The organism is Bradyrhizobium sp. 930_D9_N1_4, from assembly GCF_052076015.1.
GTDB lineage: Bacteria > Pseudomonadota > Alphaproteobacteria > Rhizobiales > Xanthobacteraceae > Bradyrhizobium.
Map to the genome: position 1 here is coordinate 4,143,011 of NZ_CP197236.1, position 15,486 is coordinate 4,158,496.

At 65.1% G+C, this 15,486-nt stretch carries 12 protein-coding genes; 2 read left to right on the forward strand and 10 right to left on the reverse strand.

Going from position 1 to position 15,486, the window contains the following annotated elements; all coding sequences use genetic code 11:
- Nucleotides 1-6 precede the first annotated feature (6 nt).
- From AB7532_RS19520 to AB7532_RS19540, 5 genes are all read right to left on the reverse strand, one after another.
- Nucleotides 7-846, reverse strand: a complete 840-nt coding sequence (locus AB7532_RS19520; protein WP_441236387.1) for a segregation and condensation protein A — start codon at nt 844-846, stop codon at nt 7-9.
- The gene (gene nagZ / locus AB7532_RS19525) at nt 843-1,871 is read right to left on the reverse strand and encodes a beta-N-acetylhexosaminidase (RefSeq protein ID WP_441236388.1); all 1,029 of its coding nucleotides are present in this window, start codon (nt 1,869-1,871) and stop codon (nt 843-845) included. The genes AB7532_RS19520 and nagZ overlap by 4 nt, the downstream gene beginning before the upstream one ends.
- A gap of 46 nt (nt 1,872-1,917) precedes the next feature.
- Nucleotides 1,918-3,513 carry an SPOR domain-containing protein gene (locus tag AB7532_RS19530; protein WP_441236389.1) on the reverse strand — a complete coding sequence of 532 codons (1,596 nt, stop codon included), beginning with the start codon at nt 3,511-3,513 and terminating at the stop codon, nt 1,918-1,920.
- 142 nt (nt 3,514-3,655) lie between these two features.
- The gene (argS, locus tag AB7532_RS19535; protein WP_441236390.1) at nt 3,656-5,446 is read right to left on the reverse strand and encodes an arginine--tRNA ligase; all 1,791 of its coding nucleotides are present in this window, start codon (nt 5,444-5,446) and stop codon (nt 3,656-3,658) included.
- Nucleotides 5,447-5,455: 9 nt separating this feature from the next.
- Entirely contained in the window at nt 5,456-6,652 is a 1,197-nt protein-coding gene (locus AB7532_RS19540; protein WP_441236391.1) for a deoxyguanosinetriphosphate triphosphohydrolase, read from the reverse strand.
- A gap of 135 nt (nt 6,653-6,787) precedes the next feature.
- Between AB7532_RS19540 and erpA the strand changes: the two genes are divergently transcribed.
- Nucleotides 6,788-7,132, forward strand: a complete 345-nt coding sequence (gene erpA, locus AB7532_RS19545; protein ID WP_441236392.1) for an iron-sulfur cluster insertion protein ErpA — start codon at nt 6,788-6,790, stop codon at nt 7,130-7,132.
- 131 nt (nt 7,133-7,263) lie between these two features.
- Here erpA and AB7532_RS19550 read toward each other — a convergent pair whose 3' ends face one another.
- Together AB7532_RS19550 and AB7532_RS19555 are read right to left on the reverse strand one after the other, a co-directional pair.
- The gene (locus AB7532_RS19550; protein WP_441236393.1) at nt 7,264-8,373 is read right to left on the reverse strand and encodes a dienelactone hydrolase family protein; all 1,110 of its coding nucleotides are present in this window, start codon (nt 8,371-8,373) and stop codon (nt 7,264-7,266) included.
- Nucleotides 8,374-8,459: 86 nt separating this feature from the next.
- Nucleotides 8,460-10,796 (reverse strand): ATP-binding protein, encoded by a 2,337-nt coding sequence (locus AB7532_RS19555; protein WP_441236394.1) that lies wholly within the window; start codon nt 10,794-10,796, stop codon nt 8,460-8,462.
- Between the two features lie 134 nt (nt 10,797-10,930).
- Between AB7532_RS19555 and xth the strand changes: the two genes are divergently transcribed.
- On the forward strand, nt 10,931-11,728 hold the full coding sequence (gene xth / locus AB7532_RS19560; RefSeq protein ID WP_441236395.1) for an exodeoxyribonuclease III: 798 nt from the start codon (nt 10,931-10,933) through the stop codon (nt 11,726-11,728).
- 152 nt (nt 11,729-11,880) lie between these two features.
- Here the strand turns inward: xth and AB7532_RS19565 are convergent, their stop codons facing one another.
- The 3 genes from AB7532_RS19565 to AB7532_RS19575 all read right to left on the reverse strand — a co-directional run bounded on the left by AB7532_RS19565 (nt 11,881) and on the right by AB7532_RS19575 (nt 15,461).
- On the reverse strand, nt 11,881-12,702 hold the full coding sequence (locus tag AB7532_RS19565; protein ID WP_441236396.1) for a tetratricopeptide repeat protein: 822 nt from the start codon (nt 12,700-12,702) through the stop codon (nt 11,881-11,883).
- Entirely contained in the window at nt 12,689-14,413 is a 1,725-nt protein-coding gene (gene ilvD / locus AB7532_RS19570) for a dihydroxy-acid dehydratase (protein ID WP_441236397.1), read from the reverse strand. Before ilvD ends, AB7532_RS19565 begins: the two co-directional genes overlap by 14 nt.
- Before the next feature lie 466 nt (nt 14,414-14,879).
- Nucleotides 14,880-15,461, reverse strand: coding sequence for a hypothetical protein (locus tag AB7532_RS19575; protein WP_441236398.1), 582 nt, complete (start codon nt 15,459-15,461; stop codon nt 14,880-14,882).
- Nucleotides 15,462-15,486: the final 25 nt, after the last annotated feature.

Sequence of the window (15,486 nt, forward strand, 5' to 3'; positions counted from 1 at the left end):
TTGCACTTAAGCGACCGGCGCGTCGGGCGCAGGAGCTGCGTCCACGACCGGCTTGGGGCGCCCCTTCCGGAAATAGATGGGCGCAAACGCCTCTTTCTGGTTCAGCTCGAGCTGACCTTCACGCACCAGTTCGAGCGCAGCAGCAAAGCTCGAGGCGAGCACCGTCGCGCGCTGGGTCGGATCGGCGACATGCCGGAGCAGATAGTCGTCGAGAACGCCCCAGTCGTCCTGCTCGCTGATGCTGCCGACGAGGCGCTCCAGCGTGGCGCGCGCTTCGGCGAGCGACCACACCGTGCGCTTGGCCAGATGCACGCTCGCGAGCACGCGCGACTGCCGCTGCGAAGCGTAGGCGGTCAGCAAATCGTACAGCGTCGCGGTATATTTCTGATGCTTGATCTCGGCGATCTGCTCAGGCTCGCCGCGCGGGAAGATGTCGCGCAGCAATTGCTGCCTGTTCATCAGCCGGTTGGCCGCTTCGCGAATGGCTTCGAGACGGCGCAGGCGGTTGGCGAGCGCAGTCGCCATTTCTTCGGCGCTCGGACCTTCCGCGCTCGGCGGCTCCGGCAGCAGCAGGCGCGACTTCAGGAAGGCGAGCCACGCCGCCATCACGAGATAGTCGGCGGCCAATTCGAGCCGGATCTTTCGCGCCGCTTCGATGAAGTGGAGATACTGATCGGCCAGCGCCAGGATCGAGATCTTGGCGAGGTCGACCTTCTGGTTCCGCGCCAGCGCGAGCAACAGGTCGAGCGGGCCTTCATAGCCCTCGACATCGACGACCAGCGCCGGTTCATCCTCGGCGAGCTCTGCGGGCCGCCCGGTTTCAAACGATAGGATTTCTGCGCTCATGCGGATGCCGTATTTGCCCGTGCGATCAATGCGTCGAGTTCGGCGCGTGCGGCCGCCCGGTCGAACGCCTGCGGAGCCTTGCGCGCAGCAAGCGCGGCTTTCGCCCGCTCCAGCGCCCTGCCCGACAAGTCAGGCGTCTCGCCGGCGACTTCGCGCATCTCCTCGATGTTGCCGTTGCAATGCAGGGCGACGTCGCAACCAGCCGCGAAGATGGCGCGGGTCCGTTCGGCGATATTCCCCGACAGCGCGTTCATCGACACGTCATCACTCATTAACAAACCCTGGAACCCGATTACGCCGCGAATCACCTGATCAATCATTGTCGCAGAAGTCGTCGCCGGATGGGCGGGGTCGACCGCGCTAAACACAACATGTGCAGTCATGGCCATCGGCAGGTCCGCCAGCGGCTTGAACGCGGCGAAGTCGGTCCGCTCCAACTCGTCGCGCGGCGTATCCACGGTGGGCAGCTTGAAATGGGTGTCGGCGGTGGCGCGGCCATGACCGGGAATGTGCTTGAGCACCGGCAGCACGCCGCCCTGCTCCAGCCCCTCGGTGACCGCGCGGGCGATCGCAGCGACCTTGCTCGGCTCGGTGCCGTAGGCCCGGTTCCCGATGACGCCATCGGCGCCCTCCACCGGCACGTCGGCCAGCGGCAGGCAATCCACGGTAATGCCGAGATCGGCGAGATCGGCCGCGATCAAGCGGGCGCTGAGGCGTGCGGCCGTCAGCCCGAGCGCCGAATCAGTGTCGTACAAAGTCGAGAAGACGGCCCCCGGCGGATAGGCCGGCCAGTGCGGCGGCCCCAGCCGCTGTACCCGTCCGCCCTCCTGGTCGATCAGGACAGGGGCATCAGCGGCCCCCGCGACAGAGCGCAATTCCGCAACGAGTGCAGCAACTTGAGCAGGCGTCGCGATATTGCGCTTGAAGAGGATGAAGCCCCACGGGCGCTGGCTACGGATAAACTCCCGCTCGGCGGCGGTCAGTTCCGTTCCGGATACGCCCGTAATGAAGGCCCGCGTGCTCATAACGGCCGATTAACCCTGACCCGCGAGGGGGTCAAGGAAACGGCCGCTAATTCCTCTGGATGAAGCAGGCCGACAGGCCAGCGGACTTCAGGCTGTTGCAAGCCTGCGTCGCTTCCTCGGCCGAAGCGTAGGGTCCCGCGAAGGCGCGGTAGACGACGCCCTTGCCCTTGTCGGTGAGATCGACCCGCTTGATCACCGGCGAGCGGGAGCCGAGCACGCTGCCGTACTTGCCCTGAAGGACGCGATAGGAGGCGTGCGCGCTGTCTTCCGTCTGCTGCGAGGAAACCTGCACGACGTAGCCGCCTCCACCACTGCTGGCGGGCGCGATCTGTGTCGGGGTGGTTGCAGCCATCCGCTGCGGCGGCTCGGCCGCCGGCACCGATTGCGGCGCCAGCGACATCGGCTGGTTGGCGCTGGCATTGGCGGACGTCGGCGGATTGCGCGGGGCGGCCGGAGCCGCAGGTGCGGCAACAGCCCTAGGCGAAGCTGCGCCCGGCTTCGTCGCGGCCGATTGCGGCGTCGCGCTGTCGGTCTGATCGCCCCTCACTGCCACGGTCCGGATCGGGCGCGGCGAGTTGGCCGGCAGCGTGCCGTTGCTCGGGACCGGACCCGTGCTTGGCGGCGGCACCGTGGACGGCGACACGCTCGCCACCGGCGGCGGGTTCGCATTCTGGTTCAGCGGCGGGAACACCACGCGAGGACCGCCCGCCTTGGCGGCGACATCGACAGGCGCCTCTTCGCGCGGCACGATCTTCTCGGAGCCGTCACCGGTCGCCATGCGATCGGGCACCTTAGCCGCGGAGTCCGTCGGCGCCGGCACGATCTTGGTGGGCGTATTGTCGGCCTTGATGATCGGCGGCTCGCCGCTGCGGGGCGAACCGACATAGGTCTTGTAGGCGAACGCCGCGCCGGTGCCGACCACGGCAAGCGCGAGGATCGCCGCGACCGTCATCATGCCGCCGCGCTGCTTCTTCGGCTCGTCGAGATCAGCCTCGGGATAGTCGCTCTGGAACGCGTAGGGATCATCGGGATAGGCGGGATCGCGCTGGTAGTCCTGCTCGCCCGACTCCAGCCGCCCGTACAGCGCATCGTCGTAGCGCGACGGATCGGGCTGCTGATGCGGCTCCTGATAGGCTTGCTGCTGGTAGGCCTGATCGTGCTGCTGGTGCGCATGGGCCTGATAGGCCGGTTCCTGATACGCCTGGTTTTGATAGCCCTGATCCTGATACGCGTGATCCCCGTAGGCCTGCGGCTGATGGACCTCAGGCTCGGGCGCGGTCGGCTGGGCTGAATAGCGATGCAATGGATGAACCGGGTTCATAGAGGCGGTGAAGTCGGGCTCGGGCGCCGACTGCGGCTGCACATTGGCGCGCCGCATCCATGAGGGCGGCCCGGGCTGAGGCGACGGCGCCTGCTCGGCATAATCCTGCTGGTCATCGCCCTGCGGATAATCGTGATCCTGATAGGTCTGGGCGGGCGCTGCCGGCGGCGTGCTCGGCCGACCCTGCGCTGCGAACGGATCGGTCTGTCCGATCAGGCGGGCCAGCTCGGCCAGGGGATCGCTATCCGCCTTGCCATGCTGGTCGCCACCGCGACCATAGTCGTCGGAGGGAAACGGTCTGTCTTGATATCGTTCGGCCATCGTGATGATGCGTCCCTTCGGGAAAGCCGCGCGCCCCTCGACCAAGGCACGGCTTTCGACCCACAAGGCTTTCAACCAAGTCTAAGCGATCCGGCTTCTGCCGGTTACCCCCAAAAATTCCCCTTAAGTAGTTCGCCCCAAACTACCGCATCTCGTCCGGAGCATGGACGCCGAGGATGGCGAGGCCCGATGCCAGGACAGAGACGACGCCCTGGACCATGGCCAGTCGCGCCTTCGTTAGAACTGCATCATTATTGATAATGAAGCGTAAATAGGGCAAATCGCGCCCCTTCGTCCAAAGTGCGTGAAATTCACTCGCTAAGTCATAGAGATAGAAGGCAATTCGGTGCGGCTCGTGGGCGCTAGCAGCCGCTTCCAGCATGCGCGGAAAAATTGCGAGGCGCTTGAGAAGATCAAGCTCCACCGGGTCCGAAAGCCGTTCCACGGCCGACTCAGCAAGCCAGGCGATACGCTTGTCCGCATCCTCCGGCAAGTCCGGGAACATTTCGGCCCGTGCGTTGCGGAAGATCGAATGGCCGCGGGCGTGGCCGTACTGGACGTAGAACACAGGGTTGTCGCGCGACTGTTCCATGACCTTGGCGAGGTCGAAGTCGAGCACCGCGTCGTTCTTGCGGTAGAGCATCATGAAGCGGACGGCGTCCTGGCCGACTTCATCCACCACCTCACGCAAGGTGACGAAGTCCCCGCTCCGCTTCGACATTTTCACCGGCTCGCCGTTGCGCAGCAACTTCACGAGCTGGACGATCTTGACGTCGAGCGCACCCTTGCCGGACGTCGTCGCCTTCACCGCCGCCTGCATGCGCTTGATGTAGCCGCCATGGTCGGCGCCCCAGACGTCGATCATCTCCGCAAAACCACGGTCGAACTTGTTCTTGTGGTAGGCGATGTCGGAGGCGAAGTAGGTGTAGGAATTGTCCGACTTGATCAGCGGACGATCCACGTCGTCGCCGTAGGCGGTCGCCTTGAACAGCAACTGCTCGCGGTCTTCCCAATCCTCGACCGGCGCGCCCTTCGGCGGCGGCAGGCGGCCTTCGTAGATGTCGCCCTTGGCCTTCAGAAAATCGATGGTCTCGGCAACCTTGTTGTTGCCGGTCTCGATCAGCGAGCGTTCGGAGAAGAACACGTCGTGGCGGATGTTGAGGGCGGCAAGATCGTCCTTGATCATGTCCATCATCATCGCGATCGCCTTGGCGCGAACCGCCGGCAGCCACTCGGCTTCGTTCTTGGCAAGGAGCTTGTCGCCGTGCTCCTTCGCGAGCGCCGCGCCGACCGGCTTCAGATAGTCGCCGGGATAGAGCCCTTCCGGAATCGCGCCGATGTCCTCGCCGAGCGCCTCGCGATACCTGAGGAACGCCGAGCGCGCGAGCACGTCGACCTGCGCACCGGCATCGTTGATGTAATATTCGCGTGTGACGTCGTGACCGCCGAACTGGAGCAGGCTCGCCAGCGCATCGCCGAACACGGCGCCGCGGCAATGGCCGACATGCATCGGCCCGGTCGGATTGGCCGAGACGTATTCGACATTGACCTTGGAGCCGCCACGGACGAGGCCATAGTCAGCGCCCTCGCGCAGCACCGTGCGCAGCGCCTCGGCCCAGGCCTCCGGCATCAGTGTCAGGTTGATGAAGCCGGGGCCGGCGACGTCGACCTTTGCGATCAGCGCATCGGCACGGAGCCTTTCGGCGATCTGCTCGGCGAGGTCGCGCGGCTTGGCCTTTGCCTCTTTCGCAAGCACCATGGCAGCGTTTGTCGCCATGTCGCCATGGGTGGCATCGCGTGGCGGTTCGACCACCACGCGGGAGAGATCGATGCCCTCGGGCCAGTTGGCGTCCGCGCCGAGCGCGCGGCAAACGGCGTGCACGCGTGCGAGCACGTCGGCGAACAGATGCGGTGCTGAGGATGTGTCGGGCATGGGCGCCGCCTAACGCAAATCCGGGGTCGAGTCAAAAAGCCGCTGGTGCTCGGTCAGGGCGAAACGGTCGGTCATTCCGGCAATGAAATTGCCGATCCGCCGGGCCCGGTCGCCCTCATTGTCAGCCCCTGCCCCCACCAGCCATTCCGGTGGCAACTCGGCCGGCGATGTCAGGTATTTTGCGAACAGGTCGAACAGGATCTGCTCCGCCTCCCCCATCACCCGCATCACCCGCTTGTGGCGGTACATGTGCTGGTACAGGAAGCGCTTGATGGCGGCCTCTTCCTCCGCGACCGCGGCGGGGAACGCGATCAGCGCCCGGCTCTGCTGGCGCACGTCCTGGGCTGATTGCGGCTTCACGGCGGCGAGGTTCTTCTCAGCTTCCGCAAACACCGCGCCGATCAGATGTGAGATCAGTTCGCGCACCAGCTCGGCGCCGCGCCTGAAATCTTCGAGGTCAGGGTAATGCGCCGAGGTCTCCGCGATGATCTCAGCGGTGAGCGGCATCACCTTGAGATCGTCCAGGTGGAACAGGCCCGCGCGCAGGCCATCGTCGATGTCGTGGGCGTCATAGGCGATGTCGTCGGCGAGTGCTGCGACCTGCGCCTCCAGTGAGGCGAAGCTCCACAATTCGAGATCATAGGTCTTGATGTAATCGGCGATGCCGACGGGAATGCCGTGCTCGCGATAGCGCCCGACCGGCGCGCCGCTGCGGTCAGTCAGCGGGCCGTTGTGCTTGACGATGCCCTCCAGCGACTCCCAGGTCAGGTTGAGACCGTCGAATTCGGGATAGCGGTGCTCCAGCGAGCCGACGACGCGGAGGGTCTGGGCATTGTGGTCGAAGCCGCCGAAATCCATCAGGCAGGCGTCCAGCGCCCGCTCGCCGGCGTGCCCGAACGGCGGATGGCCGAGATCATGGGCCAGCGCCAGCGTCTCCGTGAGGTCCTCGTCGAGCCCGAGCTGCCGGGCCAGCGCGCGGGCGATCTGGGCGACCTCCAGCGAATGGGTCAGCCGGGTGCGATAATGGTCGCCCTCATGGAACACGAACACCTGGGTCTTGTACTTCAGGCGGCGAAACGCGGTGGAATGGATCACCCGGTCGCAATCCCGGCGGAACGGGCTCCGGGTCCGGCTCGGCGGCTCCGCGACCAGCCGGCCGCGGCTGCGGTCGGGGTCGCAGGCATAAGGCGCGCGGGGGGCTGCCATTCCGACGGACACGGTGAATTTAGTCCCTATCCATTTGATTCTGCGTATCCTTGCACTTAACTATGCCGGACGCGCGATACCAAATGAATTGGCCAAATGAATTTGGTATGACCGCGGGACGATCGGAGACGAGCCATGACGACTGACGTGACGACGAATGACGTGACCATCAGTGACCGCGCCGCACGCCGGATTGGGGAGATCCTCAAGGGCGAAGGCACAGGCGCGATGCTGCGCATCTCCGTCGAGGGCGGCGGCTGCTCCGGCTTCCAGTACAAATTCGACATCGACCGCGACCGCACCGACGACGATCTCGTGATCGAGCAGGAGAATGCGGTGGTGCTGGTCGATTCCGCCTCGCAGCCGTTCCTGGCGGGCTCGCAGGTCGATTTCGTGGACGACCTGATCGGCGCCTCGTTCCGCGTCAACAATCCCAACGCGACGGCGTCCTGCGGCTGCGGCACCAGCTTCTCGATCTAACCTCGATTCGAAATCTGAAAAACAGCCCCATGTAGCCGGGAGACCGGCACGATGCATTTCGGCTTTCACGGGTCGTGGCTGGATCATTCGGGTGAATTGCGATGGAGCGCCGCCATCGCGTGGACTGTGGTTCAATCCCCCACAAGCTTCTGTCCGACCGCGTAACGCCTGCAATCTTCGCCGCGCGAATTGATCTTGCATTTCATCACAGCAGGCTCGCGCGCCTCGGGAGCTGTGCGGCCAAAGCCGGTCGCGCAGTGGCCGCGCGTGCTCACCGCGAAGGCCTTGGCATCATCGGGATTGGCGAGGTAGTCCGCGAATGCCTCCTGGCAAGCGGCGACAGCCCCCGGCGGGATTGGCAGCTCAGCGAACAACGGCGGCCCCATGACGATCTTCGTTGGAAGACCTAACTTTTCGAGAAAAGGGTCGACGGACGGAAACCAATTGCCTGCCGGCGCGAGCATGACGGTATTGTGGCCGTTCGATCCGAACGGAGGCAGCACATGCAACTGCGCAGGCGCACCGCCAGCGCTGTAGGCCGCGAACATGCGCCGTGCCAGGTCCGGACCATAGAATTGATCGTTCTCGGCATAGAGCCAAAGCACCGGGACACGGGCCGTGCGCCCCAATGCGGCGACCGTATCGACCAAATTATCAGGCGAGCAAGGCTGGTTGGGTGCGGAGAAGCTTTGCCGGCCGCCATCAAAATTAACGGCGCCAACGACCCCCGGTATGCTCTGTGCGGCGACGTCCATCACCGTGAGTCCCCCAACGGAATGACCGAGCAAGACAACATGCTCGGCGTCGACCCAGGGCTCATCACGCAGTGAAGCGACCGCCGCAATGACGTCGTCGCTGGCAGCGCGCACGGCCGGAAGATAGTCGCAGGCCTGCCGCAAAGACTCGGAGAACCCTCCCCCAGATCGGCCATAGCCACGACGCATGATCGAGACCACGGCATATCCTCGCTGCGCGAAGGCGACGGCCGCCTTGCTGTAGGCGACCGGAGAGCGGTTGAGGATTTCAGCGAAGAATTCATCGCCGAAGATGCCGGGCATTCCGTGAGTGATCACGACGAGAGGAAATTTGCCGGGACGATCAGGACGAACCACGAAGCTTTCGAGCGAGACTTTGTTGCCGGAGATCACGACAGGCAACATCATGTGCGCGCTCATCAGCGGCCCGTCGCCGGCGCGGGCAGAGCCTGTGAAGAAGATGAGAAGCAGGGCAACGAGGCGCATGGCGCAGCAAGGTAACACCGCGCATCCGAATTGCCAGCGTCCGGCCAACCGGTGCGAAGTTCATATTCATGCGCGTGGTTAGCGCCTCACGCGCCCGTCATCTGCCTTTCCTCGTCCGTCCATTCGACATCGTCAGGCGTCAGCTCCGGCTGAAGCGGTGCGTCCTCCGACATGGACATCGTGTAGCCATCCAGCGCGCGGAGCAGCGCGGCGGCCAGCGCCGGCTTGCGCAAGGGCTTTGCCAGGAAGTCGGACATCCCCGCCTCGCGGCAGATCTTGACGTCCTCGGGGAAGGCGTTGGCGGTCAGCGCGACGATCGGCAATGTTTCGAAGCGCCCGCCTTGCGCGCGGATCGCGCGTGTCGCGGCAAGGCCGTCCATGTCGGGCATGCGCACGTCCATCAGCACGACGTCGTAGCCGCCCCCTGAGGCCGCTTCGACGGCCTGGACGCCATCGGTCACGACACGCAGCTCGACGTCGAACGCGCCGAGCATCTTGCTCACCACCATGCGGTTGACCGCATCGTCCTCGGCGACCAGCACCTTCAGAGGGCGGTCGAGCTCGGCGATGCGCGCCTTGAGTTCGTCGGCTTCGTCACGGCCGGCGGACTGGTCCGAGGCCGGCGCCTGGCTCCAGGGCAGCACCAGCGTGAAGCGGAAGGTCGAGCCCTTACCCGGCGTCGAGATGACGCCGATGGTGCCGCCCATCTGCTCGATGATGCGCCGGGAGATTGCGAGCCCAAGGCCGGTGCCGCCGAAGCGGCGGCTGATCGAAGCATCGGCCTGCGCGAAGTCGCTGAAGAGTTCCCCAACCTTCTCGGGTGCGATGCCGATGCCGCTGTCAGTGACCGTCCATTCGACGGTGGCCAGCAAGTCGCGGCGGGCCTGACAGGTCGCCGAGATCGTGACTTCGCCGTCGTCGGTGAACTTGACCGCATTGGACGCAAGGTTGAGCAGCACCTGCCGGATACGCGCGACGTCACCGCGCAGCGTCGGCGGCAGGTTCGGATCGAGCGCGACCTTGACCGCCAGCCCTTTGCTCTTGGCGCTGGCCCGCGCGACATTCGCGACCATTTCGATCAGCCCCTGCGGCGCGAAGTCGATCGCCTCGAACTGGAAGCGGCCGGCTTCGAGCTTGGAGAGGTCGAGGATGTCGTTGAGGATGCGCTGGAGATTGTCACCGGACTCGCGGATCGTGGTGACGGCTTCGTGCTGTTCCGGATCGAGTTTGGTTTCGAGCAGCATGCTGGCAATCCCGAGCACGCCGTTCATGGGCGTGCGGATCTCGTGGCTCATCACGGCGAGGAAATCGGACTTGGCGCGACTTTCGGCCTCGGCCTTCTCCGCGCGCCAGCGTTCAGTGACATCGCGGCCGAAGCCGCGATAGCCCAAAAATTGCCCGTCGCGGTCATAAGCCGGCTTCGCGGTGAGCGACCACAGCCGGGCCTCGCCGCCGGCAACGACCCTGAGATTCATCTCGTGCAGCGGCTCGGCATGCTCCATCAGGCCGACGACGTTGTAGGCGGCGCTCTTGTCATCGGGGCAGAGCATGTCGAGCACGTCGACAAAATGCGAGCCCTTCAGCAGCGGAAGCGGCAGCTGCGCGACGTCGGCGAAGCGCTGGGGCACGTCGACCAGATGCCCCTCTGCATCGGTCTGCCACAGCCAGTCGCTGGCGTTTTCCTGAAAGTCCTTCAGCAGCAGCGAGATGATCTCGGTCTGCCGCTCAAGCTCGAGCTGGGCCTTGAGATTGCCGAGGAACAGATTGCCCTGCGAGACGATGTTGCGCGCCATGAAGAACGCGAACAGCAGCAGGAACACCGCGGTCACCAGATACGGCCCGCTGCCGCACAACAGCAGCGCTCCGGTGCAGGCGATGGTCACGGTGGCGAGATAGACGAGGCCGGCGCGCGGGAAAGTCGACAGCGTGAAGGCGCCGCCGGACATCATGCCGACCATGAGACAGGCAAGGATCAGCTGGCTGGTCGGCTCGACGCGGCTGAACAGCGCCAGCGGCAGCGTGCCCCAGATCGCGGCGAGGAAGAATGCCTGCCGCATCATCTGCCGCGCGGCACGCGCTGAAGCCTCCTGCGGCGGGTTCCGATGCGACCGCCGCCATGCGCGCACGGCGAGCGAGGCGGTGACGGCCAGCGTCATGCCCCAGATCGCGAGGAAATCGTTCCAGCCCCTGCCCCAAAACAAAATCAGCACGATGGCGACGTTGAGCATGGTGACGGCCATCGTCACCGGGATGGCCCGCGTCACCGCATCGATCTGCTTGGCGCGGATGCGGCGCAGCTCGCGCTCGCTGAGATCGGCGGTCAGGCCGTCCTCGATCTCGAAGCCGCCGAGCCAGTACAGGAACGCGCCGATCAGGCCGTCGCGCGGCTCGCCTGGCTTCATGGATTTGTCCGGCCAACCCATTCGAAAAACCTCTTCCGCATCAATGGCCCAGGCCCGGCTTAAGCCGGGTTAATTTTGTGGGAGATTTTGCGGCGTCCTTGACGGGGGCGTTGGCGGTTTGTTCTAACCATGGCCCCTGCCCGGAGCCCGCCGACATGCCCATCAGAATTGCCACCTGGAACGTGAATTCGGTCCGGCAGCGGATCGACCTGCTGCTGACCTGGCTGAAAGAGTGCCAGCCGGACATCGTCTGCCTCCAGGAGATCAAATGCGTCGACGAGGCCTTCCCGCGGCTGGAGATCGAGGCGCTCGGCTACAACGTCGTCACCCACGGGCAGAAGACCTTCAACGGCGTCGCCCTGCTCTCCAAGCTCAAGTTCGACGAGACCAAGTCGGGCTTGGCCGGTGACGACGAGGATGCCCATGCCCGTTTCCTCGAAGGCGTGGTGACGCTCAAGACCGGCGTGCTGCGCATCGCCTGCCTCTATCTGCCCAACGGCAATCCGGTCGGGACCGAGAAATATCCCTACAAGCTCAAATGGATGTCGCGGCTTCTTGAGTATTCAAAGGAGCGCCTTAAGACCGAGGAGCCGCTGATCCTCGCGGGCGACTTCAACGTCATCCCGCATGCCCGCGACGTCCATAATCCCGCCGCCTGGACCGAGGACGCCCTGTTCAAGCCGGAGACGCGGGAGAGCTTTCAGTCCCTGCTCGGCCTCGGCCTGACCGATGCGCTCCGGGCCGTCACCGACGAGCCCGGGCTCTACACCTTCTGGGATTACCAGGCCGGCGCCTGGCAGAAGAACCACGGCTTGCGGATCGACCATCTGCTGCTGTCGCCGCAGGCTAGCGACAAGCTCGCCAATGTCGGCATCGACAGCTACGTGCGGGCCTGGGAGAAGCCATCGGACCACGTGCCGGTATGGGCGGATCTGGATCTGGAGGCGGCGTAGATCTTACGCGGCGGTGGTGCGAGCAAGCGGCAGTCGCAACTGCCGTAGGGTGGGCAAAGCGAAGCGTGCCCACCACTCGTATTTGCGAAGAGAGATCGTGGGCACGGCGCCAAGGCGCCTTTGCCCACCCTACGGCACCGAGGTCGGTGCGATTACTCGCGGCGGCCCTGCACCCACTGCTCCAGCATCTGCAGGCACATGGCGCGATCGTCGTCGGAGGCCTTGGAGAAAGCGCGGTTGTAGCTTTCCTTGATCCAGGTCTCTTCGGTGCCGGCACTGTCACGCGCCAGCGTCAGCCACATCAGGCCACGGGCGGCCTGCCGCGGCAGGCGGTCGCCGTTGAACAGCATCTGGCCGAGCAGCGCCTGCGCCTCGTGCTGGCCCTTCTGGGCGGCAAGGCCGAGCCAGCGGGCGCCATAGCGGAAATCCTCGCGCGAGGCGTCCGGCGTCTTCAGGTACAGCCGGGCGAGATCGTACTGGGCGTCGGCATTGCCGAAATAGGAGGCGGCATAGGAGAACATCTCCCGCGCCCGGTCCGAATCGGCCTTGATCTTCGAGTTCGGGATGCCGCTGAGGTAGTAGCGGCCGAGCGCGACGAAGGCGTTGGCCACGACCTGCGCCTGCGGCGCCGACGGGCTGTCCTCGGCATGCGCGTTGGCGATCCGGCTGAAATATTCGAACGCGCGCAAATCGTCCTGGGCGACGCCGTCGCCATTGGCATACATGCGGCCGAGCTTGAACTGGGCGCCGGGATGGCCGCCCTCGGCGGCATATTGCAGGGCGCTGAGCGAGGTTTCCTGGGGCGCGGTCACCGGCGCGACCTTGCTGCGCACGGCGCCGACGGCGCCCGGCAAGGTGGTCACGACCGGGATGGTTGAGTCCTTGACCGGCGCACCGTCGAAGGCGAACGCCGGCGCGGCCAGCGCACTGGCCCCCAACACAAACGCAACGATTGTACGCCTAGATGTCCGCATAGCACTGTTTCTCGTGCGCGCCGCCCGGATGGGTCACTGCCCCCCCGACCGCGGGTCCAACCTGCTGAGCATATTTCCAGAGCGCGCCCGTCGTGTGGTTAGTCGCGCGAGCGGTCCATTTGGTCTTGCGCTGGGCAAGCTCCTGGTCGCTCAATTTTACGTTAAGGGTACCGGCGACCGCGTCGATCTCGATGATGTCGCCGTCCTCGAGCAGCCCGATCGGGCCGCCGATGGCGGCTTCCGGCCCGACATGGCCGATGCAGAAGCCGCGGGTGGCGCCGGAGAAGCGGCCGTCGGTGATGAGCGCGATCTTGCCGCCCATGCCCTGGCCGGTCAGCGCCGCGGTGGTCTGGAGCATTTCCCGCATGCCGGGACCGCCCTTGGGCCCCTCGTAGCGGATCACGATGACTTCGCCTTCCTTGTAGGTGCGCTGCTGGACCGCCTCGAAAGCATCCTCCTCGCGGTCGAAGCACCTGGCCGGACCGGTAAACCTGAGGTTGGACATTCCCGCGACTTTCACGATCGCACCTTCTGGCGCCAGATTGCCCTTCAGACCGACCACACCGCCCGTGACGGTGATGGGTTTGTCTGCCGGGTGCACCACGTCCTGGTGCGGATTCCATTTCACGCTTTTGAGGTTTTCGGCGATCGTTCGACCGGTGACCGTAATGCAGTCGCCGTGGAGAAATCCGTTGTCGAGCAGCGTCTTCATCAGAAGCGGTATGCCACCTACTTCAAACATGTCTTTGGCGACATAACGGCCGCCCGGCTTCAAATCCGCGACATATGGTGTCTTTTTGAAGATTGCGGCGACGTCGAACAGGTCGAACTTGATGCCGCACTCATGCGCGATCGCCGGCAGGTGCAGTGCAGCATTGGTCGAGCCGCCGGACGCGGCGACCACGGCGGCGGCATTCTCCAGCGCCTTGAGGGTAACGATGTCGCGCGGCCGGATGTTCTGGGCGATCAGGTCCATGACCTTCTCGCCCGCGGTCGTGCAGAAGGCATCGCGGATCTCGTAGGGCGCCGGTGCGCCAGCCGAGTAAGGCAGCGCCAGCCCGATCGCCTCGGACACAGTCGCCATGGTGTTGGCGGTGAACTGCGCGCCGCAGGCGCCCGCCGAGGGGCACGCCACGCGCTCGATTTCGTCGAGGTCCTCGTCCGACATGGCGCCGACCGAGTGCTTGCCGACCGCCTCGAACATGTCCTGCACGGTGACCTGCTGCCCGCGGAAAGTGCCGGGCAGGATCGAGCCGCCATAGATGAAGATCGAGGGGACGTTGAGACGGACCATCGCCATCATCATGCCCGGCAGCGACTTGTCGCAGCCGGCCAGGCCGACGAGGGCGTCGTAGGCATGACCGCGCACGGTCAACTCGACGGAGTCGGCGATGCATTCGCGCGACGGCAGCGACGAGCGCATGCCGTCATGGCCCATGGCGATGCCGTCGGTGACGGTGATGGTGCAGAATTCGCGGGGTGTGCCGCCGGCCGACGCGACGCCCTTCTTCACCGCCTGCGCCTGGCGCATCAGCGAAATGTTGCAGGGAGCGGCCTCGTTCCAGCACGAGGCGACGCCGACGAAGGGCTGGTGGATCTGCTGGGTGGTCAGGCCCATGGCGTAGAAGTAGGACCGGTGCGGCGCGCGCGCAGGGCCTTCCGTCACGTGACGGCTCGGCAGCCTCTGCTTGATGTTGGTCTTCGCGTCCATCGCGACCAGTTTCCTTGGTGAACCCTTGTCAGACCCGGAAAATCAGACCCAAGATTTGAATCGACCTTGGGATTTCCCGTCCCCGTCGCGGGTACGCCGCTGCCCTCGAACTTTAGAGCGATTTTATTCATGTTCAGGTGTGGCTAAATAGCGGCGTTGATGCGAACGCACTGAGATAAGGGTTAAATCCACAGTGAGTGTTGCAGAGGCAGCACAATCGTTACCGGGAAGACACGGGTAAGGCTACCGCGATACCGCCGCAGAGAAAGCCCTCCACAACTTTAGATTTCATGGAAAAGCAGGCGCACCCGTTTTCGTGACGGCCACGAGGCGACGCACGTGAGTCGCTGCAATTGCCTCACTCATCCTGCGGCGCGAGCCGCACGCAGCACGTCACACAATGACAGCGCGTTTGCTGCGTAGCCCGGATTTCGCTGCGCTCCGTTCGGGCTACAGGGACAAGGCCTCAGGCCGACATCGCACCCTTGCGCCCGAACGGGTCAACCAGACGGACGATCTCGCAGGCGGCGACGAGGCCGGCGAGCCATGCCGCGCTGGTCAATCCGATGCGCGTCACGATGGCGGCGGTGAAGGCGCCCTCTCCGCCGAGGAACGGCGTGGCGGCAAGCAGCGCGAGCTCATAGGCCGCGTAGGCGGCGACGAGCGCGATCGCCAGCATCAGCGGCGTGCGGCCCTGCGGCAGCGCACGGAGCACCGAGGACGAAACGGCGGTCGCAACCAGCGCAGCGGCGCCGATGATAAAACCCCAGGCGATGGTGCTGCCGTCGACGGGATAATGCAGCACGCCGAAACCGATGATCTGGTTGACGAGCCAGGCGCCAGTGACGACGAGCAGCGCCGGGCGCAGTTGCATCATCGCGGCGGCGACGACCGCGAAAGCCGCGAACGGCGTGGCGCAGGCGAACGCAAAACTCGCGAGCGCGCATGACACCGTCAGCAGCGCAAAGCCGAACATCGGCGCAAGGCGCTGTGCCACCGGTTGAAGGCGAAAACCGTCGGCGTGAGGCGGCAGGATAGTGACAGTCATTGAACGATCTCCTTGCAGGATTGAT